Raw genomic sequence first — 20,560 nt, 5'->3', positions numbered from 1 at the left:
AGTTTGCAAGTCGCTGGAGTTATAGTGCCACGGCTATCTTCAGCGACAATGTGATGGTGCCTTAAAGCACCATCACTCCAGCCACTCCTTTGTTTTACAAAATAAGCACGCAGCCTTGAAGAGGTTGAAAGTTGATTGTTCCCCAGGGAGCGAGTCAACCTGTGCCTAACGCCTGAAACTTATCAAGGACGACGCTGAATAGAAGTAATACCCCAGACTGGGCTGGTGGCGTAGACCTCCTGCTCAAGCGCTAAAAGACAGATAACAAAAAAAGGTGACAACATGCCCTACAGCGACTTCTTGCATAACTGCCAACTATTATCGAAATCAAAAATCGGCTTCGCGATAAAGCGCAGATCAGCAGTTGGTCATTTGGCCATGTGCATTCAAGCCTGACTAGCCAGTTCGTCTTACCTAAGAAAAGTGGTAAATTATGTCTATTAGTACGCATCCAGCTTCAACCATTTCTTCGAGCACAATAAAAAGCTTGAACATGAGCATGCCTCGCAAAGCCGTGGTCGCAGCTGCATTAGGCAACGCGACGGAATGGTTCGATTACGGAATCTATGCTTACGGGCTCACCTTCATCTCAGCCGCCTTGTTTCCTGGCTCTCAATCTGAAGCCCTTTACTTCGGCCTGGCAACATTCGCTATCTCGTTCCTCATTCGACCACTTGGCGGTATGTTTTGGGGGCCGCTAGGTGACCGAATTGGCCGCAAGCGTGTGCTGGCCATGACTGTCCTAATGATGTCTGTAGCAACATTTATTATTGGCATCCTGCCTACTTATCAATCGGTAGGCTGGATAGCACCTGTAGCGCTTATCGCGCTGAGGCTCATCCAAGGTTTCTCAACTGGCGGTGAGTACGGTGGAGCAGCTACTTTTCTAGCGGAATACGCGCCTGACAAGCGGCGAGGTTTTTACGGTAGCTTCCTGGAGTTTGGCTCCCTCGCAGGTTTTTCACTCGGCGCTTTGGTGACCTTGAGCGTATCGGTCGTCATTGGAGATGCCGCCATGTACGAGTGGGGGTGGCGCGTTCCATTCCTGATCGCAGCTCCTCTGGGCGTCATCGCGGTCTATTTGCGCACCAGGATCGAAGACACCCCTGTGTTTCTAGAGCTCGAAAAGAAGATGGCAAGCGAGCCTGTTCGACCGAAGACTTCTATTGCTGAAATTTTTGGGAAATACAAAAAGGCAGCATTGTCGCTAGGGGTTTTGGTAGCAGCACTGAACATAACTTATTATATCCTGCTGGCATACATGCCGACCTACATGCACAAGGAAGTTGGGGCGAGCGAGAACATGTCATTGCTTGCGCCTCTGGTTGGAATGTTGGCCATGATGATGTTCATACCATTTGCGGGGCGAATCTCAGATGTGGTCGGCTTCAAAAAAATGTGGTTCTTCTCGCTTATAGGTCTTTTCATTTTAGCGATTCCAATGTTCAAGCTCATGTCTACAGGGCTGACGGGGTCAATGATAGGATTTGCAGTGCTAGGAGCGTTTTTTGTCCCTCAGCTTGCCACCATTTCCGCTATGTTCCCGGCAATGTTTCCAACCCAAATCCGGTATGCGGCGCTGGCCATCGTTTACAACATTTCGGCATCTATTTTTGGCGGAACAACACCACTGGTATGCGATCAATTTATTAAATTCCTCGGTTCACCTGACGCACCTGCCTACTACATCATGGTTGCATCAGCACTTGGGATTATTGCGTTGTTCTTTGTGATCGAGACTAAAGGTTGCTCGATTCGCGGGGATGGAATACCTGGGGCAAAATAACCTAATAGGCAGATGGTATAGAGCCTGGGTGCTAATCAGCACCCAGGCTGTTGCGAAGCTCCATTCCTCCGGGCAAGCCGACCGGCTACGTCGATATAAGCAGCAGCGCTCCACCCTTCCTTTTTATTCTTATCTCACCTCTTGGCATCTGGCCCTGATAACAGTGTCTTCGCTATCTCTTGCCCTTAATCAAAGCTGTGCGGTAAAGCGCAGTTTACCAACGGAAAAAGCTCAAGGCGCGCAGGGATTAAACGTTATTGCCCTCTCTTTCGCGTCATAACGCAGTATTTCATCAATCATATAGTTGCCGGCAACATAATCCACTGGGGGCGGCAAAATACATCCGAAAGATTGCTTGTGATTTTCAGTGATTCTAAGCGTTTTAGCTGAGCTACGTTATTTATTCAGCGAAATTCACTTTTGGCATCTGGTTACACTGGCCGCATCGCGCACTGCGAGAAGAACAAAGAATTTTAAATTACGAGGTGCCTGGAATGCGTGTACTGATACTTGGTAGCGGCGTCGTCGGAACTGTCAGTGCCTACTACCTCGCTCGAGAAGGGTTTGAAGTCGTCGTGGTAGATCGCCAAGACGGCCCCGCGATGGAAACAAGCTTCGCAAACGCAGGGCAGGTTTCTCCGGGGTATGCCTCACCTTGGGCAGCCCCTGGAGTGCCATTGAAGGCCATTAGATGGATGCTTCAGCAACACGCACCTTTAGCGATCAAGCCAACGTCTAGCCTGGATCAGTATCGTTGGATGATCCAGATGTTGCGTAACTGTAATCCGGCAAGCTATGCAGTCAACAAAGAACGGATGGTTCGAATTTCCGAATATAGCCGAGACTGCCTGGATGAACTCAGGGCTGAGACTGGTATATCTTACGAGGCTCGCCAACTCGGAACTACGCAACTGTTCCGCACTCAAGCTCAAGTAGATAATGCTGCTAAGGACATAGCTATCCTGAAACAGTCAGGCGTGCCTTTCGAGTTACTTGATCGCGACGGAATTGCTAAAGCTGAGCCGGCGCTCGCAAGTGTTCGCGATAAGCTAGCAGGGGCTCTTCGCTTGCCAAATGATCAGACCGGTGACTGCCAAATGTTCACGCGGAAGTTGGCAAAGATGGCCGAAGAGCTTGGCGTGGAGTTTCGTTTTGGATGTAATATTGACCGCCTCGAATGCTCTGGAGATACTATTTCCGGCGTATGGATCGACGGAAAACTCGAAGTAGCCGACCAATATGTGCTGGCGCTGGGAAGTTACAGCCCCCATATGTTAAAGCCGCTGGGCATCCAAGCACCTATCTACCCGCTGAAGGGATACTCCCTTACGATTCCCATCACCGATGCAAGTATGGCCCCCTCATCAACCATTCTTGATGAAACCTACAAGGTCGCTATCACACGCTTCGATGATCGAATCCGTGTTGGTGGCATGGCTGAAATAGCGGGCTTCGATCTGTCACTGAACGCTCGCCGCCGAGACACGCTTGAGCTTGTTGTAGGCGACCTTTATCCAAAAGGTGGGGATCTCACCAAAGCTACGTTTTGGACAGGGCTACGCCCAGCAACGCCTGACGGTACTCCGATTGTAGGTAAAACAAAATACCGCAACCTGTTCCTCAATACCGGCCACGGGACTCTAGGCTGGACGATGTCTTGCGGCTCAGGTCGATTGCTGGCCGATTTGATGGCAGGAAAAAAGCCAAAGATCAGCGCCAAAGGCCTTGATATCTCCCGTTACTCCAACCAAAAGGAAGCCCATAATCATGGCAATCCAGCGACTGCACTCTAATAAGCGCCTGAGCAACACCGTTATTCACAATGGCATCGTCTATCTCGCAGGCCAGTTGGCGAACAACCACGATGCCGACATTCGCACTCAAACTGCCGAGACCCTGGCGAACATTGACAGGCTTCTTGAGGAGGCCGGTAGTCACAAGTCGAAAATCCTCACAGTGACTATCTATCTGAACGACATCACCACCGACTTCGCTGCCATGAACGAGGTTTGGGAAGAGTGGGTCGCGGAAGGTCAGGCTCCTGCGCGAGCCTGTGTTGAGGCGGCTATGTTCAAGCCAAGCCTGCTCGTTGAGATGTCCGTAGTAGCAGCAATCGCCTGACGCTTAAAAGCGCACCCGGCAGGCGCCTATCCAGCCTGGTAACAGGTCAGAGGCGCTCGCCGGGCACCGCTAAATCGATCCAGGAACAAACTCATGAACCACGTGCTTGCCGACATTAAAGAGTTTCAACAAGAGCTCATCGCTATCAGGCGCGACATCCACAAACATCCCGAAACCGCTTTCGAAGAACATCGCACCTCACAGCTGATCGCCGACCGGCTCACTCAGTGGGGCTTGGAGATTCACCGTGGACTGGCAAAAACCGGGGTCGTTGGAACGCTCGTTGGACGCTCGCCAGGAATCACCATCGGCCTGCGTGCCGATCTCGATGCACTCAACATCGAGGAGCACTCCCTGCGTGACCACAAATCAATTCACGAAGGGAAAATGCATGCGTGCGGGCATGATGGCCACACTGCAATGCTCCTAGGGGCGGCACGCTACTTTTCTCTAAATCGAGATTTTCCAGGCATCATCCATTTCATCTTCCAACCTGCCGAGGAGGGCCAGGGGGGCGGACGAGTGATGATAGAAGAAGGCCTATTCAAGCTTTTCCCCTGCGATATGGTGTTCGGCATGCATAACATGCCTGGCATTGCTGCTGGCGACTTTGCGATCTGCCCAGGCCCCATAATGGCTGCCAGCGACACATGGACGGTTACCTTCTCAGGTTCAGGTGGCCATGGCTCTATGCCGCACCTGGCCACCGATGCAACGCTCGCAGGAGCGAACTTCATCACCGGCATCCAGTCGATCATCTCTCGCAATGTGGCTCCATCCGACTCTGCCGTGCTCAGCGTCGGATACGTGCACGGCGGCCACTACAACTCAGCGAACGTGATTCCATCGTCGGTTGTTGTCCGAGGTACTGCTCGAAGCTTTTTGCCAGAAACCCGTGACCTGCTTGAGAGACGTATGACCGAGATCTCTCAGGCATGTGCAGCAGCGAACGGGTGCGAAGTCGAATTCGAATACCTGCGGCGATATCCGCCCGTGATCAATGCAGCAGTCCAAACCGAGCTGGCTGTCAGCGCGGCAGGCCTAACTGTTGGCGAGGGGCGTGTGAACACTGAACTTAAGCCACTGACCGCAGGCGAGGATTTTTCCTTCATGCTTCATGAGGTGCCAGGGGCCTACATTTTGATCGGGAATGGCCGAGATGATGGGTACGCTGCCAACATTCACACGCCTGAATTTGACTTCAACGACTCGATTCTGGCAACCGGCTCGGCCTACTGGGTCAACCTGGTCAAGGTTGCTAATTGCTAGCAGTTCATCACATGTCTTGAAGCCAGGATTTAGTCCTCGGTTGGTGAAGCTGGTGTTTCCAAGATCCTTTGGTAAAAACCCAGATCCAGCCACTGACCGAACTTGAAAGCAGCCTGCTTGATCACCCCAGCCTCAACGAAGCCGAGCCGTTCATGCAGTATGATGCTGCCTCGGTTGGTGGTATCGATCCCTCCTATCATCGTGTGAACGTCACGTGCGATAGCCTCGTCTATGAGTTTCTGCATTAGAAGCTTCCCTAGCCCTTTGCCACGGGATTCATGGTGGATGTAGACCGAGTGCTCGACGCTGTATTTGGAGGCGGGCCAGGCGCGGAACGTCCCATAACTGGCGAAACCGAGAAGCTTCCCGGCATCGTCTTCAACGCCAACCACCGGGAAGTCGTTCCGTCGCTTTACCTCAAACCACCCGATCATGGATTCGGCAGTCCTATGCTTGTAATCGTACAGGGCCGTGGAGGTCAAAATCGCGTGGTTGAAAATCTCCAGTATCGCGGCTGAATGCCGCTCTTCGGTACAACGCACCAGGTTGTTCATATGCTCTCCAGTAATCCACTATATGATACGATTCGTATCGTATAGGTGATTTCCGCAAAAGAGAAGACATGAAGACGATTGATCAGATCATCGCAAAACAGCTCTCATCGCTCCGTCAGGAACAGCGCCTGAGCTTGGCCGAGCTTGGCGAGAAGGCAGGCGTGAGCAAGGCCATGATCTCGAAAATCGAACGACTTGAAAGCAGTCCAACAGCTGCAGTTCTGGGTCGACTGGCAGCGGGCTTAGGGGTTTCGCTGACCGAGCTACTCACAGAGGAAACTGCGCTTCCTTACTCAATTCTGCGACGTCAGGCAGACCAGCCAACCTGGCAGGACAGCCAAAGCGGCTACATCCACAGGCAGGTCGCGGAACGGAAGGATTCTAGCAGTAGCGAGCTCATCGAAATCGACCTGCCACCGGCTACTCGAGTCGATTACCCTCAATGGCACAGCAATCCCTACCATCAGCGAGTTTGGTTGCTCGAGGGAGCGCTAGAGGTGCTGTACGGTGACGACAGATATTCGATGCAGCCTGGTGATGTGCTTGAATTTGCGGTCGATAGGTCAGTGAGCTACATCGCTGACCAGGACGAAGGCTGCCGCTACCTACTGAACCTTTTGTATCAATGAACTCAGGCTACTCCAGCCACACTGACGTGAGCTCCAGCGCCAACCCACGACCTTCGTAAATTGCTCGCATGGTCACTACTGGCTCCCATAGTACCCACGAGCAATATGGGGCGATACTTTAGCCACTTGGCCCAGTCTTCCGATCAGCGATCCGACTTTGTGTAAGGAATTTCCTCCTATGCTCCACTCCATCAAGGCCGGTCGCTATCAGGCCACGTTTTCTCGAAGTGCTTGCGCCTGGTTGATGGTCGATGGCATAGGCGTGGAGCAGTGGGTCGCCCAGCACTTGGATTACGAACAGGCGGCAACGCTTGGGCTGTCGCTGATTTGGCTGCTCGATGAGGATGAAGAAAAGCTAGCGAAGCGCCGATTCATTCCAGGTGAAGACGGCACCTCGACACTTGTGTCACTACTGGTTTGCTCGGACGACATGGATTTCGACTGCACGGTGCTCATGGTTGAGCAGGTCGTAGCCGATGGCGTCGTCACCTGGGCACGGTTCGGGATGAGTGTCTCGGGCGGGCTTGAGGTAGGAGCGCAAACGAGATGGATGACAGGCTTCCAACCTGTGTCTTTTGCCGTTTCTGACTTCCAGCAAGCGCTGCAGGACTTCGAAACGATCCTTGTCACTCCGACCACCTGACTTGATCTTTGGCTCGTCAATAGACGGGAGACGAAGCTACATCACGCTTGGAATTTCTCAGTATCCAGCTTACCAATACAGCGGCGCTGCTTTCCCAGTGGTCACTCCCACTGATCATTCGCGCTTCGTACTTGGGAGAACGCTTCATTTACGGTAAACCGTCCAGAGCTCGTCGATACGCGTTGAGAAGCCTTGACTCATCATCTCCCGGCGCATGCCCCAGCTAGGATCGACTGGCACACTCGCCAACCGCATCGTTCCCCTACCCCACCGGCCATTCACCGCGTCAAGCACGCCCATAAGCCTCTCACTGGCGACTGGCTGTGCAACCGCAAACAGATCACCTGTGATCTCGTTACGCTGGCTGAGGTCGAGCAGAAGGACTTCAGCCTTGCTGTAGCGGTAGCCCTCCCGGTAAACCCTCTCTACCCCCTCCTGCGCAGCCTTTGTCAGCAAGCGCGTGTCATCCGTTGGGTACGGCAGTTCGACAAGAACGCCGTTGGCATACTTCGCCTCATCGGGATTGAACATGCCGGTGCGGATGCTCACGCGTAGACGCTTGCAGAGCGACTGCTGCGCACGAAGCTTCTCGGCAGCCCTAGACGTGTAGGTCGCCATTGCCTCCTTGATAGGGGCCAGCTCAGTGAGCCGGGTACCGAACATACGACTGCAGCAAATTTCTTTCTTGGGGGGATCGGGCTCGTCTAGCTCCAGGCAGGTGGTACCACCAAGCTCGCGTACAGTCTTCTCCAGCACAACGCTGAACTGCTTTCTGAGCGACCAGGCGTCGGCATGTGCAAGCTCCCACGCAGTACGGATATCCATAGCCGCCAAGTGAGCGGAGAGACGACGGCCAATGCCCCAAACATCTCCTGCATCGCATTTCTTGAGCACCCAGTTCCGCTTCACCTCATCGCGTAGGTCGACCACTCCACCGGTGTGGTTCTGCCATTTCTTGGCAGCGTGGTTTGCCAGCTTGGCCAGGGTCTTCGTAGAGGCAATGCCAACACCTACCGGGATGCCTGTGCGCCGATAAACTTCAGCTCGGATCTGCCGGCCCAAGCGCTCGAGATCGCCGGGCATGCCCGTGAGCTCGGCGAACGCCTCGTCGATGCTGTAGACCTCTGCCGCCGGCACCATGGACTCAATGACGGTCATTACCCGCTCACTCATGTCGCCATATAGCTCGTAGTTCGACGAGCATGCGACGATGCCGTGCTTACAGAGCTTGTCCTTGATCTGGAAATACGGCTCGCCCATTTTGATCCAGGGCTTCGCGTCTGCCGACCTGGCGATCACGCAACCATCGTTGTTGCTGAGCACGACAACAGGCTTGGAACGAAGGTCGAAGCGGAACACACGCTCACAGCTCGCGTAGAAGCTGTTGCAGTCGATGAGGGCAAAGACCCGCTCAGGCTTTGTCATGGCTTCGCACGCTGTAGGTCACCACACCCCACACCTGCAGCTCTTCCCCTTCGAGAAGGTAACGAGATGGGTAGCGCGGGTTCTCGGACTTGAGCACCACCTGGCTGCCATCTCGAGCCAGGCGTTTGCAGAGCGGTTCGCAGTTCACTGCGGCGATGACAATGTGGCCTGGCTCCGCCTCGATGGAGCGATCCACAATCACGAGGTCGCCAGGGTAGATGCCGGCACCGATCATCGAGTCGCCCTCTACACGCACCAGATAAATGTGCGGAGCCCGGACGTCGAGCAACTCATCAAGCGAGATGCGCTTTTCCAAGTGGTCGGCTGCGGGGGATGGAAAGCCCGCAGGGACATGGAAGGAAAAAAGCGGAAGCTTCGCTCCGCTGGGTTCGAGGGGGCCGAGAATCGTGACCATGAAGAAAATGCCTATACTGTATGTTTGTACAGTTAAGCGCTTTTTCATCACTTGGTCAACGCAGCCCGGAAAAGCTGACGGTGGCAAGATCACGAATGACCTCTAACGACCCATTCGCGGAAGGCAGCTAACGGCCAGGAGCGGACGGTGGACTCTGTGATGGCAAATTGTTAACGTCAACCGCAACGAGCATCTGCCTCGTAGTAGTTAGGTGCTTATGGAGTCCGTCCTATAGGCTCTCGGCTACTTCAGACTTTGGCTGTACTAGGAGGATTGATGAGTTGCTTACCGAGTCACGGCAGAGTCTCCTGCTCGCGTTGCTATAGTGATATTGCGCCACAATTCGATGTATCTAAGCGCGCGGAGGGAGATTGGCGAATTACAGCAAACCCTCTGGCATGGGGTAGCACTAAGCCCGAGGTTGTTGTACTTGGCTTTTCCAAGGGCCCAACTCAGACTGGAGCACTCGCCTCTAAACCTCACGACGAGATTGCGTACAAGGGCAATCGCCTCAACGTGGGCAAAATTCTGGCTCACGTCGGGCTCATCCCCACCGACGAGTCCGATATGCTGAAGAAACATGTAGATCGTCTTATCGCGGATAAGTCCGGGCGCTTTCATTTCGCTTCACTCATTCGTTGCACTGTAGAGCGCTATGACCATAAGTCTGCGTCTTGGAAAGGATCAGGTGGCGGCATGCTGGACAAGTTCATTGGTACCCCGTTCGGCACATCGGTCGCGACTAACTGCACAACTACCTTTCTCCGTGACCTGCCGGAAGAGACTCGGCTCATTGTCATGTTTGGCTTGGGCACGGGCCTGAACTATGTCGCGTCCGCTTACGATCTATTTCGCCGCGCTCGCCCTGGCGCTTGGAAAATGATCAACTCAGTTGCCTACACGGACGGAAGAATCACAGTGGTTCATGTTGAGCATTTTGCTGCCCAAGGCGCTTTGATTCCTAATTGGCTAGGGGAAAAAGCTCACCTCAGAAGCAACCTTGGCCTCCTCTCAAAAGCGGCGATCGAAGCATCAGGAGTCGGTATTTAACAATTCATCCAAGCCGGAGGTCATAAGCCAGGTTAGTCCAACTGGCATTACTTCTAATGGGCTCTCGTGCTCATTCTTACTCAGCTATATCCCATTGAAAAAATCAGGTTGGGGAGTACGCATGACCGATGAACCAGCGTTTGAGGGTGTTCATTTTCAGGAAATCCTCACAAAAGAGCCGCTGAAAGAAGCAACTTTCCTTTGTCAAGGCTCTAGCAGCATGTTGTTTGAGCGTGGCGACAGACTTTATCGCCTTACTCTCGAAGGATGCGGACACAACTTTCTCGCCCAGCAGTCGGCTGAAGGCAACCGTAATGTTGTCGAGATCATTCACGATTACGGCGCAGTCGGCCCCTCTGACTCTTCACTCCCAGGAAGCGCTAGTGAGTTCTATTGGCTGGCCCAAGTGGAGAGGTTGACGAGCGTAGATGAGACCAGTGAACCTTTACTTGCCGGCATATTGTCGGGGTTGCTCGACGAAAATGATGATTTACCTGCCAATTGCGCGCTTTCTGAACAATGCTGGGCCTTAGCTGACGAGTATCCAGATTTAGCAGGAGTTTTGATAACTCTCGCTAAGTCGGCTGAGTTTGCGGAGCGCCATGAAGGTAACGTCGATGCCAAGCTTGACAACATTATGAGACGACCCGCTACTGGGGATCTGGTCTGGACTGATCCACTTGGTGGGTGCCTTTATGAGCCATAAATCAAAAGAGGGGGCAGTTGCTGAACATCATCCAGTTTACTGGTGCCGCGAAGACCCGAGTCCACAGTAACCGCTACTGGCCGACAACTACCAGTAGCGCACTTGCGGCGTAGGATATCGCGTAATTACTTCTGTCGAGACTGGAGCTAACGCCTGATGAGTGATTCATTGCAAACGACTGTGATCTGCCAGGATCCAGGCGACGGCAGCAGGGACGTCATCATCGATCTCCCGCCGGCCATCCTTGCGCCAATGGACGTCGGTCTTGGTGACTCTTTGAGCATCGAGCTGGTCGATGGATCGATAGTGCTAAAGCCAATCCGAGGCACCGACTCGAAATCCTGAGACTGCTTTCGACCCAATATAGATAGTCCGCCCCAGCAGATTGCGCGCCCATCGAGCGCGCAGGTCAACAGTTACTCACGCGCCTTGCCAGTGGCGACACTATGCAAGGTGCGACTGCATTCAATCTGTAGTCTGTTCCACGACGGCATCGGCAACGGGTGCAGGGACAGGTGCTTTTGACTTCGCACGATTTCGTCGGTCTTGGCTGCGTTGCCGCAAAGCCTGCTGCTTCGCGTACATCGCCTGGGCAGCAGTCACGATGCCGGCTGCCTGTCCACTCAAGTCCAAGCGCGGCGCATTCTCCACCATGCTTGCCCAATATCGAGCTCCTCTGCACCAGGTAGAGATGGCAAGCTTGAGCTGCTCGCGGGTTATCCCGAGCAGCTCCAGGTGTTGTTCGGCATCTTTGAGAATGCCCTCTTTGAGCGGAACCTTGGGGGCCGGATTGACAGGGAACGCCAATGGAAAATGCTTCTGCAGTGGCCAGATCGCTTCCACCGCCGGATCCTGCACACGAGGCTTGGCCTGCGGGGCGGATTTGCGTTTAAGGTGTGTAGTGCTATCGGCCTTTGCCTGCTCATTTTCAGCACGCAGGCGGTCACGTAGCCCAGCTAGTTGTTCAAAACCCATCGTTCAATTCACTGCTTCGAGGTTGATTGCGTGTCGCAAGGATATTCCATTCAGCGCTTGGGAGCAGCTGAAACAGGATAAATCGCCGCTGGCTCAGTGGATTTGAGCCTGTGCATTACACCGAACCTCAGCAGCTCGATCTAGTCGCGACATCTTCCAGCCAGCCAATGGCAACCATCAACAATCGGCCACATTCTGTACGTCCGCTTCTGCTCGATTGCTATCTCTCGCGAATGACTGCACGGGTCGATAGCGATCAGTCGCGAATGGTTGCTATCGACCCATTGCTGTCCTTTGCAAAAGGCAGCTAACGGTTATAAGCAGTCATCGCGTCTCTGGGAACGCCGGGGTAACTCACCTTGGAATTTGAGTGCTACTTCGAGTGCTCCCGCAGCCACTGCTCTCGGTGTCGCAGCTTACGCTGCATCTGTTGTTCGGGTAGATCGTATGCTCTGAGGTGGGCAACACGAGTTTCAATCCGATTATTCAGTTCGGTGCGAAGCGCCTGCACACCATACCCGTTTTCGGCATCTCGGATGAAATATGTCCGCTCTTCTTCGAGTGAGACCGCAGAGGTGCGCAACCTGGCAAGCTCACAGGCCAAATCGTCCTGGTCACTTTTCAGGGCCTTTAAGGTCTTACCTGACTCTCTCAGATCGAAAAATTCAGTCCGATCCCGCTTGGTATCTACGATGCGCTGCTTGGTCTGGCCAAATTTCTCACCCATTTGCTCTAGTGCCTTATTCAAGGCATAGATATCACTGTTGGCCTCGTCGATTTCCTCTTTCACCCGCTTGATCTTCTTGATTACGACATCCCGGTCGTTCTTGGCGCTTTGCAATGAATTTTGGCTAATCCCGAAGATCGAGTATTTTGGAATCTCTCGATTTTTTTTCCCCAGCAAAACCCGACTCCGGTTAGCTTGCGCATACCAGCTGTTAATTTCGTCCTGAAGCTCGTGACGTTTTTTATACAGATCTTTTTTCTCCTCGTGCAACTCCTCGATGCTGTCGTACTCGGATGATTTCTTTTCCCTTGTCAGTTGCATTTCACCGCGTAGCCGATCTTTTTCTGCGTACAGGGCCTCGAGTTCAGCGCGATAGTCGCGCTGAAAAAGGCTCACCAGACGCTTGGCATCAGTGACTTTGGGTTGCAGTGCTGCGACCGCACCTTCCAGCCGATCACGATCAGCATTGAACTTTGCAGCCGCCTCATCTTGAACGCGCTTCAGTCGCTCGGCTAGATCCGCCTCCATCACTTGTGTAGGGAATTGATCGTAGGCCTCCGTGACATAGCGGTAGCGCTCTAATTCCTCGAAACGCGGCCAGTCAAGGTGAATGCGAAAATCGCGACTAATTGAGGAAAGCCATTTAAGCATTGAGGGAAAACCACCTTCACCGAGTACGCTGGAGAGATTATTGCGATCATTATCTACCTTCTAGTATGTGCAACGAAAGTGAAGAGCGTGGCTGGATGCCTGCGGCTTGAGCTTGGGGATATTGCTTAAGCGCCTCCACCGGGTCGGTTTACATGGGATGGTCAGGGGGGAGCATCTCTCTGATGTCTATCAAATCCACCACCCCGATGTTACCGGTGGCGCCGACGGTTCGCTGGCTATCTACAGCGTCCAGGAAGACAAAGCCTTCATCGCTGGAATTGCCACGTCGATTGGCTAGGCCGAATGCTTGAGCGAGCAGCTCCAAGAGCTTGAGCAGCGTAAAGTGACTCTCAAGACGACAGTGAACAGTAACAAGCTCATCGAGACACAGGTTCTGGCTGCTGAGTTGGAGTCGGTGGTGAAACTGGTCAATTCAATGTGGCAAGACGTTCGCGAAGGTGTTGAGGAGCAGCAACGGCTGTTTAAAGCTCTGCATGGGCTGAGCCTTGCGACTGGTGAGCGTCGGGGCGCCAAGCTCGACGAGCTATGTGCCAGGTATGAAAACACGCAGGTCGAAGGGCTTCTTCGACGATTGTTAGGTTAAGAGGGTTTTATGGAGTACGTGATGAGCATCAGCCGGGCGCGTCGACGTTTTCGTCGAGTGCTCAAGCTCGCAGAGAAAGGTCATACGTTGATTTTGACCCGGCGTGGGAAACCAGTATGTCGGTTGGAGCTCGACGAGTAGGCATTTAGGGCTTTCCAGGGCGTGCCCGTTGGGTCGGCTCTCGTGAACCAAGCCGGCCGCTTCGCTTTCGTCTTGGCCCTCCGGGCTTCGATCCTCACGCCTTGCGCGCTCCGCTTGCACGCGGTACCCGTACCAGATTCAGGTCGAGTAGTTTCGTGGATCATTCAGTCGCGACAAGGCTACAGGCGCCAGCGATTGATCAAGGGGGCTGATTCTTGCCTCATCGCCAGCAGGCCGCTCAAGAACTCGGACAGTTCTTCCCTAGAAAATTGGTACGTAAGCCATGCTCGGCAAAGTCATCTGCCCTACTGTACTTGCCGGTTCGACTCGACACCCTGCTGTGCCCTGAGCGCGACTCCAAACATACCCTTCAGTCGTTCAATGATTCCAGGTTGTCCTGAGTGACGGGCTGCCTCGAGTTTCTGGATCTTTGCGATCATTCTGGCGATGCTTTCCCTTGCGCGCTGCCGACTTCCTGTCCTTTTCATTGGTGCCTCGCAATGGGGTGAATGGCGTCTTGCGAGCTTCACCCTAGCATTTTGGAAAACGACGCGCCTACCCCATCGGACACAATGACTTGTCCTAGCGCGGAGGGGCTGTATATGCATACAGTTTTATTTTCCCTACCGGTAGATTTGATACTCATAGCTCGCTGCCGTCTCATAACTGTCCAGAAAAGGCAGCATAGTTAGCCTGGAAGACCCGTGGTTTGGGGCTTACGAGAAATTATAGGGCTTTGACGGAATGTCCGGTTCCGTGCCCTTCTACCAGCGCCAGCGATGCAAAATCTGCTCAATCGGTATGCGTTTCTCCGTTGCTGATAGGTTAACTGTATAAACATACAGTTATTTTTGATGTGAACCGCTCCTACACGGTCTTACCTGCGCCTTAGCGCCAGCTTGGTTTTCTGGACACTTATACGACTTACACAAACACTGCTGCTCGATCCCTCAGCATCGCACTATGACCAAACAGGTAGGCTCGGGTAACCTCAAGGGAACGAATTTCCAGGACATCTCAATGCCTCTCACTACCATCGCTGAGCTGTTGCAGGAGGCAAGGCACGTTGTCGTTTTCACCGGTGCCGGCGTATCCGCCGAGAGTGGGATCCCAACATTCAGAGATGCATTGACCGGTCTCTGGTCTCGATTCGACCCTGCTCAATTAGCGACAGCCGAAGCGTTCCGTGCGGATCCTGGGCTGTGCTGGGGTTGGTATGAGTGGCGTAGGTTGAAAGTGCTCCAAGCGCAGCCGAATGCAGCTCATCTCGCGATAGCAGAACTCGCTCAGCACGTTCCTAAGCCGACAGTCGTGACCCAGAACGTGGATGACCTGCATGAACGCGCTGGTAGTCAAGACGTGATCCACCTTCATGGCAGCCTTCGCGCCCCCAGGTGCATTGACTGCGGCCATGCGCACGTGACGTCCCTTCCATCTAATGAATTACCCGTGGATGGTTGCCGTCTTGAGCCACCGCGGTGCGCTGAATGTAATGGGTACATCAGGCCTGGAGTGGTCTGGTTCGGAGAGATGCTTCCAGAGTCGGCCTGGAGTGCTGGCCTTACCGCGGCAGGTAACTGTGATCTGTTCTTCTCGATTGGAACATCAGGTGTCGTGTTCCCAGCTGCGGAGCTGCCCTTACGTGCTCTAGGGGCAGGTGCGAGGGTTGTGCATGTCAATCCGGTACGGTTTGAGGTCAGTGGCCAAGAAGTATTTTTGCAGGGGCCTGCCTCTGTTATGCAAGAACTGGTCGAGAGCGCTTTCGGCTGATTCACCTTGGGTTTGAAAGTGGATGCCAGGTCGACTGCATGCCCAGGTCATCCTGTCCCATTCTCGTTGCCCGAGAGGGGCTGATTGCGTTTTTGCGCTCATTCGACTGCGTGATCACGGTACTGACTGATGCCCCAGAGTACGACTGGGAGCTGTTCTGCGAACTTGCGTACAACGAAGGTAAGTGGCCGCAAAACGTGTATCCGGCGCCCACCAACGCGCTCACCCTCGAGCCGCTGAACGACGGGTCAGACCTCCCTCATCATGCCTTGCTAGATGCTCGGATCATCGCAGGTATGTTTGTCACTTAGGCAGCTGAATGGGCACCAACAATGTCTCGTCATCCAAAGCCGTTGGCGATTCTGATCAGGTCGCCAGCATGCTCTCGGGCAATGGCATCAAGCACTTCTTGATTCAAAAAAGTTGGGCGCTCACGAGCCATTTTGAGTTCAAAAGCATCGAGTGGTGGGCTCTGCTCTTTCGCAGATTTTTCACGTGTCATTCAGGGTGCCAATGGCTGAAACGAATCGACGCTACCGGGCAGTAGCCTCTGAGCGACGGTACTATACCCTATGGCAGAGGCCAAGCAATCCACCTTGGTGAGTGCACAAATAACCTTTAAAAAATAAGGTTATTCACATGTTTTTTGGGGGCAAAACAAAGCCGGGGCCTTACAGGCCCGCAAAAAACGACCAGTATTGCTCGGGGAGCGGAGCGAACTGATCTCTGACTTTCCTAGAGAAAATCAGCCCAAAAAATCGGCTTCGCTCAACAGCGAAAATCTAAAAGGCAAAACCGAAAACCTGTTAGCAGGTGTGGTGCATGCCCAATGCGCGGTGGCTGGGACACCGCTGCTTTGCTTTTGACTACAAACTAGAAAGCTCCGGTTTTAAAAATTGATTTCAAGGGGGGGACGAAAAATAATCAAATTCTTCGAATAGAAAGCTTCCGACACCCCACGGAGCGGGCCGCATCGCCCGATCATAGGAGAATGGCTGAGCGCTCCACCTCGCGTTTGAGGTGGTCAGGTATGTTGTTCGCCACGTTCATATCAACCGGTACCCCCAGCATTTCCTCCAACTTCGATTCAAGATCCAAGATGTCGAAGAGAGAGATCTTCCCTGCCCGCTCAGCTGGTATGGTCACAAGGAGGTCGAGGTCGCTGCCCTCCCTGTCTTCACCGCGGCAAACGGAGCCGAATATCCGGACGTCCACGAAACCGTAGGACTCGACAGCTTGCTTAATCTCCTTGGTTTTCCCTTGGATGGCGTCGGATGGTTTCATGCAGGGTCACCTTTCGTACTCTAGGTGCTCAAACGGCGTGTGGTCGTCGACGGGTTTCCGCAATCCTACTACGGCGTCGCGTGTCTAGTGGCGGAGTTACCGATAGGACACCTGTCCAGCGACGCACATCCACCGCTGACTACCTACATACACGAGCCGCTTCTGCTATGTCCGGGCAGACATTGCATTCGCCCGGGCCATGATCAATTCAGAGCTCTACAACAATCTTGCCTACCTGGCTGTTTGACTCCATGTACCGGTGTGCTTCTACGATCTCGTCGAACTTGAACACCTTGCCGACAATTGGACGCAAGCTGCCGTTCTCCAGGCCCTCGGTGATGAACGCCTTGGCCCTGTTCAGCCGAGCCTCATCCTGGGTAACCTCGAAAAGCTGGTAACCGCGGATGGTCAAGTCTTTGCCGAGCAGCTCCATCACTGGCACGCTGATGTCAGACGTCTCTAGTGCGCCGTACTGGAAGAAAATCCCTAGGAAAGACAGTGATCGCAGGATGTTTCCCACCTCAGGGCCACCCACGGGGTCAAAGGCCATGCGTGCACCCTTCCCGTCTGTGATGCGAGCTACAGCGGCGACCAGATCCTCTTCAGCGGTTGCGATCACGTGCACTGCCCCTGCGTCCACAAGAGCCTGGCGCTTCTCCGAGGTACGGGTCAAAGCTACCGGAATGGCGCCAAGGGAATTGGCGATCTGAATAGCTGCCAGCCCCACACTGCTCGATGCAGCCCTGATCAGCACAATCTCACCTTTCTGTAGCTGGCCGATATCCACCAACGCGCCATAAGCGGTGACGTACTTCATCCAGGTAGCAGCAGCTTCTACTGAAGACAGCCCTGCTGGCTGCTTCACCAAGGCATGCGCCGGCGCGACAACGGTTTCGCCGTACATGCCGTAATCCGCAAATGAGAAGGCCGGGATTACATTCACTTCATCACCGACGGCAAACTCGCTCACGCCCTCTCCGACCGATTCAATCGTGCCTGCTGCCTCATAGCCCAGGGCCGCGGGCATGTCGGGAGTAAAGGTATACTGGCCGGAGCGGTACATCGCTTCCGCGCGATTGAGCCCAAGCGCCTTGACCTTGATCTTCACCTCACCTGGGCCTGGAGCCCTGACATCAAGCTCATCAATCTGAAGAACCTCAGGGCCGCCAAGACGGTGGAATCGAACAACCTTAGACATGTCTTTGTTCCTCTTGCGAATGCTCAAAGGGCAAAATTACTGAGCTGCAAGCCGGAGAAAAAGACACGCACGAGTTACAGACTGGTATCCCTGAAATTACCAATCAAGGCTGGTTCAAGCCCTTTTCAGCCATTAGCGACCGCAGCCATACTACGAAGGCATCGACCGCTGGAGGCATCAGCTCGCGGTGGGGGTACAGGATCGAGACACGCTTTGAAGGTACTGGACAGTGCTGCATTACCCGCACCAGCGCGCCGGAATCAAGATGAGCCTGAACATTGAGCGCAGGGCCTTGGATCAGGCCGAACCCCGCCAAGGCTGATGCGACGAAGCCTTGAGTGTCATTCACGTTGATTGCTGACTTGACCCGAACGGTGTGGATTTCTTCACCGTCAACAAACAACCATTCCAGCGTGCGAGGATTGCTGCCGGAGAAGTAGTTGACCGCAAGGTGTTTGCTCAGATCACCTATTTGCTCGGGTACCCCATGTCGCGCCAGATACGCTGGAGAGGCGCACGTCACCATAGGTAGATAGCCAATCCCACTGGCGATCAAGCTGGAATCTTCCAAGGCGCCAAGCCTCACGACGCAATCAACGCCTTCGCTGATGAGGTCGATTGGCTTATCACTGGTACCCAGCGTCAACTCGATCCCAGGATAGCGTTGCTGGAACTCCATCAGTGACGGAATGATGAGCAGGTGGCCCACCGACACCGGCAAGTCAACCCGCAGCTTCCCGATCAATCGCTCTGGACGATCACTCAGCGAAGCCATCGCCTGGCCGACATTGTCGAGGATGGCCTTACACCGATGGTAAAACGCCTCACCTTCTGGGGTCATGCTGAGACTGCGTGTAGACCTGTTGAGCAGTCGTCCATCAAGTCGCTGCTCAAGGAGCTGGATTGTCTTTGACACCGATGGCCGGTGCATGTGAAGTGACTGTGCAGCGTTGGTAAAACTACCCGTCTCCACAACACTCACGAACACTTGCATCGCATTCAGCACATCCATTCATAGCTCCAGGTAGATGCTGCTCAGTTAAGCAGTCGCCTACCATTCAATCACAGTCTGAAGCGTGAAATGCCGTTGTCGCCAGATTGGGAAGATGGGCGATCGCGACAGGATGGCATCCACCTGCTGGGCAGCGGCTTTCTGGAACTAGCGCTAGAGCGTATAGGTTGGACTAACCGCCTTCTAGCGTTCCCACCAATCGTCCTCATCTTTCGCAATCCTGTATCCAGTGAAATAGCTTTCAATCTGGCAGTCGAGAGAAATGGTGGCGGGCGATGTTGACGGGTCTAAGAGCGCGGCTTGCTGGCGCGCCCATTCCGCCCATGCTTCGACCTGGTCAGCTTCTGCCTGGCAGTCTCTGACCACCGCGTCGACAAAAGACCGCAGCCTTTTGGCTTTTTCCCAGTGCTCGAGGTTGCGCACCAAGCGCTTTCGCAGGCGCCGTTGTTGCTCCGACTTGATCGCGTGAGCCTTGCGGATGACTTCCTCCTCCTCGTCGCGGCGCCTTTTCTCTTCCCATTCTTCGCGAGATACCTTGATTCTCTTGGTGAGAGCCTCTAAGCCCGGGATGAAGAGGTGGATTTTGTCCTCAATTCTTCCTGTTTTCGCGTCGGAAAATGTTTTCTGCGGCCCGTAGTCTGGGCTTTCCCTGAGAATCAAGGTGAGCTCTCCAGTAGAGAGAAACTCATACCTAGGCATCCCCATGCGTGAGAGGTCTAGAGTCCAGACTTTTTTCGGCTTTGGGTCTGGTGGCGGCGGTGGCAGCTCTTGCTTCAGCAACCTTTCTCGCAGTGTTACGTAGACCGTTTCTCCGTCGAAGGTAACCGTCGTCTGCTGTTTGAATACGGCCCACCTACAGCCATTGGTCTCGGTGTGCTTGATCAGCGTGTTCAGGAGGATCGCGGCGCGATCGATGAGTGCTGGTGAGATCCTGGTGTTGAGCACGTTGTCTTGCTGGAGCGCCAGCCTTCCTTCAATCGCTTTGGCTTTCTGTGCCGTCTTCCGCCAGCGGTCTACGAGTGGATGTGGATCGACAAGACTGTCAGGGATCGTGACTTTGGGTGGCGGAGGTATTTCCTCGGTTACGGACGCCAGTTTTTCAGGGAACAAGGTGCGGTCTAGCACACGAAATGACACCAGCTCGTTAGAGGTTGGTGGAGCAGGTTTTTTCGGTCGTTTCGTTGCTGGTTTTGCCCAATGGCCGCGGCGAGGGACAGCGATACCCGCCTTTCTGCAGGCTTTACCCAGCGCAACGTCTGAGACACCTATTTCTCGTGCGAGCGTCAGGACAGGTGTCGACCAAACCTTCTCGAAAAGCTCTTGGGCCGGGAAAGAAACTGTCTTGTGCATCTAGCCGTCTCCAAGCAGGTTCTCCAACTTTTGTCCTGCCAAGGTTAGCTCGTTAGCTTCAGCTTGTTCTGAGCTAGGTCTTAGACGCTGACATTCAACTCATGCTCAGCTTGGGAAGCATTGAGCATCGGCCTAGAGGGCTTGCATGGGTGAAGGACACTTTGCTAGTTTAATCTGCAGGGTTTGCCGTGAACCTCCCTGCTGCGTGGGAAATCTCGGTTCTTCGGTTACCACATAACTCCCTGTGGCC

At 54.0% G+C, this 20,560-nt stretch carries 21 protein-coding genes; 11 read left to right on the top strand and 10 right to left on the bottom strand.

Annotated elements, in window-relative coordinates:
• Positions 1–493 precede the first annotated feature (493 nt).
• The 4 genes from FPB55_RS12435 (at position 494) to FPB55_RS12420 (ending at position 5,176) form a co-directional block, all read left to right on the top strand.
• A complete protein-coding gene (locus FPB55_RS12435) occupies positions 494–1,786 on the top strand; it encodes an MFS transporter (protein WP_104148364.1) in 1,293 nt (430 codons plus the stop codon).
• A gap of 494 nt (positions 1,787–2,280) precedes the next feature.
• A complete protein-coding gene (locus FPB55_RS12430; protein WP_023048456.1) occupies positions 2,281–3,579 on the top strand; it encodes a D-amino acid dehydrogenase in 1,299 nt (432 codons plus the stop codon).
• Positions 3,554–3,907 carry a RidA family protein gene (locus FPB55_RS12425; RefSeq protein WP_010955143.1) on the top strand — a complete coding sequence of 118 codons (354 nt, stop codon included), beginning with the start codon at positions 3,554–3,556 and terminating at the stop codon, positions 3,905–3,907. The genes FPB55_RS12430 and FPB55_RS12425 overlap by 26 nt, the downstream gene beginning before the upstream one ends.
• A gap of 93 nt (positions 3,908–4,000) precedes the next feature.
• Complete coding sequence (locus FPB55_RS12420; RefSeq protein ID WP_023048457.1) at positions 4,001–5,176, top strand: M20 aminoacylase family protein; 1,176 nt, start codon at positions 4,001–4,003, stop codon at positions 5,174–5,176.
• 29 nt (positions 5,177–5,205) lie between these two features.
• On the opposite strand, the gene FPB55_RS12415 is transcribed toward FPB55_RS12420, so the two are convergent.
• The gene (locus tag FPB55_RS12415) at positions 5,206–5,730 is read right to left on the bottom strand and encodes a GNAT family N-acetyltransferase (protein ID WP_023048458.1); all 525 of its coding nucleotides are present in this window, start codon (positions 5,728–5,730) and stop codon (positions 5,206–5,208) included.
• A gap of 68 nt (positions 5,731–5,798) precedes the next feature.
• Between FPB55_RS12415 and FPB55_RS12410 the strand changes: the two genes are divergently transcribed.
• Positions 5,799–6,359: an XRE family transcriptional regulator gene (locus FPB55_RS12410; protein ID WP_029886620.1), complete on the top strand. Its 561-nt coding sequence runs from the start codon at positions 5,799–5,801 to the stop codon at positions 6,357–6,359.
• A gap of 178 nt (positions 6,360–6,537) precedes the next feature.
• A complete protein-coding gene (locus tag FPB55_RS12405; RefSeq protein ID WP_029886619.1) occupies positions 6,538–7,002 on the top strand; it encodes a hypothetical protein in 465 nt (154 codons plus the stop codon).
• Between the two features lie 144 nt (positions 7,003–7,146).
• On the opposite strand, the gene umuC is transcribed toward FPB55_RS12405, so the two are convergent.
• Positions 7,147–8,427 carry a translesion error-prone DNA polymerase V subunit UmuC gene (gene umuC, locus FPB55_RS12400; RefSeq protein ID WP_029886618.1) on the bottom strand — a complete coding sequence of 427 codons (1,281 nt, stop codon included), beginning with the start codon at positions 8,425–8,427 and terminating at the stop codon, positions 7,147–7,149.
• Positions 8,414–8,842 (bottom strand): translesion error-prone DNA polymerase V autoproteolytic subunit, encoded by a 429-nt coding sequence (umuD, locus tag FPB55_RS12395; protein WP_029886617.1) that lies wholly within the window; start codon positions 8,840–8,842, stop codon positions 8,414–8,416. The genes umuC and umuD overlap by 14 nt, the downstream gene beginning before the upstream one ends.
• Positions 8,843–9,409: 567 nt before the next feature.
• Between umuD and FPB55_RS12390 the strand changes: the two genes are divergently transcribed.
• From FPB55_RS12390 to FPB55_RS12380, 3 genes are all read left to right on the top strand, one after another.
• A complete protein-coding gene (locus tag FPB55_RS12390; protein ID WP_202981963.1) occupies positions 9,410–9,892 on the top strand; it encodes a hypothetical protein in 483 nt (160 codons plus the stop codon).
• A gap of 121 nt (positions 9,893–10,013) precedes the next feature.
• On the top strand, positions 10,014–10,598 hold the full coding sequence (locus FPB55_RS12385) for a hypothetical protein (RefSeq protein ID WP_029886615.1): 585 nt from the start codon (positions 10,014–10,016) through the stop codon (positions 10,596–10,598).
• A gap of 156 nt (positions 10,599–10,754) precedes the next feature.
• On the top strand, positions 10,755–10,943 hold the full coding sequence (locus FPB55_RS12380; RefSeq protein WP_029886614.1) for an AbrB/MazE/SpoVT family DNA-binding domain-containing protein: 189 nt from the start codon (positions 10,755–10,757) through the stop codon (positions 10,941–10,943).
• A 120-nt stretch (positions 10,944–11,063) separates the two neighbouring features.
• On the opposite strand, the gene FPB55_RS12375 is transcribed toward FPB55_RS12380, so the two are convergent.
• Both FPB55_RS12375 and FPB55_RS12370 read right to left on the bottom strand, forming a co-directional pair.
• Entirely contained in the window at positions 11,064–11,573 is a 510-nt protein-coding gene (locus FPB55_RS12375; RefSeq protein ID WP_054889896.1) for a ProQ/FinO family protein, read from the bottom strand.
• 373 nt (positions 11,574–11,946) lie between these two features.
• Positions 11,947–12,951 (bottom strand): hypothetical protein, encoded by a 1,005-nt coding sequence (locus FPB55_RS12370; protein WP_029886612.1) that lies wholly within the window; start codon positions 12,949–12,951, stop codon positions 11,947–11,949.
• A 307-nt stretch (positions 12,952–13,258) separates the two neighbouring features.
• On the opposite strand from FPB55_RS12370, the gene FPB55_RS12365 reads away from it, so the two are divergent.
• Both FPB55_RS12365 and FPB55_RS12355 read left to right on the top strand, forming a co-directional pair.
• Positions 13,259–13,555, top strand: a complete 297-nt coding sequence (locus FPB55_RS12365) for a hypothetical protein (protein WP_144188276.1) — start codon at positions 13,259–13,261, stop codon at positions 13,553–13,555.
• Positions 13,556–14,716: 1,161 nt separating this feature from the next.
• Entirely contained in the window at positions 14,717–15,466 is a 750-nt protein-coding gene (locus FPB55_RS12355; RefSeq protein WP_029888084.1) for an NAD-dependent deacylase, read from the top strand.
• Positions 15,467–15,806: 340 nt separating this feature from the next.
• Here the strand turns inward: FPB55_RS12355 and FPB55_RS26280 are convergent, their stop codons facing one another.
• From FPB55_RS26280 to FPB55_RS12335, 5 genes are all read right to left on the bottom strand, one after another.
• Complete coding sequence (locus tag FPB55_RS26280) at positions 15,807–15,968, bottom strand: hypothetical protein (protein ID WP_172828438.1); 162 nt, start codon at positions 15,966–15,968, stop codon at positions 15,807–15,809.
• Between the two features lie 479 nt (positions 15,969–16,447).
• Positions 16,448–16,750: a nucleotidyltransferase gene (locus FPB55_RS12350; protein WP_029886784.1), complete on the bottom strand. Its 303-nt coding sequence runs from the start codon at positions 16,748–16,750 to the stop codon at positions 16,448–16,450.
• A gap of 208 nt (positions 16,751–16,958) precedes the next feature.
• The gene (locus FPB55_RS12345) at positions 16,959–17,948 is read right to left on the bottom strand and encodes a zinc-dependent alcohol dehydrogenase family protein (RefSeq protein WP_029886785.1); all 990 of its coding nucleotides are present in this window, start codon (positions 17,946–17,948) and stop codon (positions 16,959–16,961) included.
• Between the two features lie 103 nt (positions 17,949–18,051).
• Entirely contained in the window at positions 18,052–18,960 is a 909-nt protein-coding gene (locus tag FPB55_RS12340) for a LysR family transcriptional regulator (RefSeq protein WP_029886786.1), read from the bottom strand.
• Positions 18,961–19,143: 183 nt separating this feature from the next.
• Complete coding sequence (locus FPB55_RS12335; protein WP_029886787.1) at positions 19,144–20,310, bottom strand: hypothetical protein; 1,167 nt, start codon at positions 20,308–20,310, stop codon at positions 19,144–19,146.
• Positions 20,311–20,560: the final 250 nt, after the last annotated feature.

The sequence above is a fragment of the Pseudomonas sp. BJP69 genome, assembly GCF_007633355.1.
In the GTDB taxonomy this organism is placed as follows: domain Bacteria; phylum Pseudomonadota; class Gammaproteobacteria; order Pseudomonadales; family Pseudomonadaceae; genus Aquipseudomonas; species Aquipseudomonas juntendi.
The sequence above is the reverse complement of the archived record's forward strand: the minus strand, read 5'-3'. Positions and strand labels throughout refer to the sequence as shown.

Coding starts and splice junctions, on each gene's coding strand:
- FPB55_RS12435 (WP_104148364.1), top strand. CDS start 494: ATGAGCATGCCTCGCAAAGCCGTGGTCGCAGCTGCATTAGGCAACGCG.
- FPB55_RS12430 (WP_023048456.1), top strand. CDS start 2,281: ATGCGTGTACTGATACTTGGTAGCGGCGTCGTCGGAACTGTCAGTGCC.
- FPB55_RS12425 (WP_010955143.1), top strand. CDS start 3,554: ATGGCAATCCAGCGACTGCACTCTAATAAGCGCCTGAGCAACACCGTT.
- FPB55_RS12420 (WP_023048457.1), top strand. CDS start 4,001: ATGAACCACGTGCTTGCCGACATTAAAGAGTTTCAACAAGAGCTCATC.
- FPB55_RS12415 (WP_023048458.1), bottom strand. CDS start 5,730: ATGAACAACCTGGTGCGTTGTACCGAAGAGCGGCATTCAGCCGCGATA.
- FPB55_RS12410 (WP_029886620.1), top strand. CDS start 5,799: ATGAAGACGATTGATCAGATCATCGCAAAACAGCTCTCATCGCTCCGT.
- FPB55_RS12405 (WP_029886619.1), top strand. CDS start 6,538: ATGCTCCACTCCATCAAGGCCGGTCGCTATCAGGCCACGTTTTCTCGA.
- umuC (WP_029886618.1), bottom strand. CDS start 8,427: ATGACAAAGCCTGAGCGGGTCTTTGCCCTCATCGACTGCAACAGCTTC.
- umuD (WP_029886617.1), bottom strand. CDS start 8,842: ATGGTCACGATTCTCGGCCCCCTCGAACCCAGCGGAGCGAAGCTTCCG.
- FPB55_RS12390 (WP_202981963.1), top strand. CDS start 9,410: ATGCTGAAGAAACATGTAGATCGTCTTATCGCGGATAAGTCCGGGCGC.
- FPB55_RS12385 (WP_029886615.1), top strand. CDS start 10,014: ATGACCGATGAACCAGCGTTTGAGGGTGTTCATTTTCAGGAAATCCTC.
- FPB55_RS12380 (WP_029886614.1), top strand. CDS start 10,755: ATGAGTGATTCATTGCAAACGACTGTGATCTGCCAGGATCCAGGCGAC.
- FPB55_RS12375 (WP_054889896.1), bottom strand. CDS start 11,573: ATGGGTTTTGAACAACTAGCTGGGCTACGTGACCGCCTGCGTGCTGAA.
- FPB55_RS12370 (WP_029886612.1), bottom strand. CDS start 12,951: ATGCTTAAATGGCTTTCCTCAATTAGTCGCGATTTTCGCATTCACCTT.
- FPB55_RS12355 (WP_029888084.1), top strand. CDS start 14,717: ATGCCTCTCACTACCATCGCTGAGCTGTTGCAGGAGGCAAGGCACGTT.
- FPB55_RS26280 (WP_172828438.1), bottom strand. CDS start 15,968: ATGACACGTGAAAAATCTGCGAAAGAGCAGAGCCCACCACTCGATGCT.
- FPB55_RS12350 (WP_029886784.1), bottom strand. CDS start 16,750: ATGAAACCATCCGACGCCATCCAAGGGAAAACCAAGGAGATTAAGCAA.
- FPB55_RS12345 (WP_029886785.1), bottom strand. CDS start 17,948: ATGTCTAAGGTTGTTCGATTCCACCGTCTTGGCGGCCCTGAGGTTCTT.
- FPB55_RS12340 (WP_029886786.1), bottom strand. CDS start 18,960: ATGGATGTGCTGAATGCGATGCAAGTGTTCGTGAGTGTTGTGGAGACG.
- FPB55_RS12335 (WP_029886787.1), bottom strand. CDS start 20,310: ATGCACAAGACAGTTTCTTTCCCGGCCCAAGAGCTTTTCGAGAAGGTT.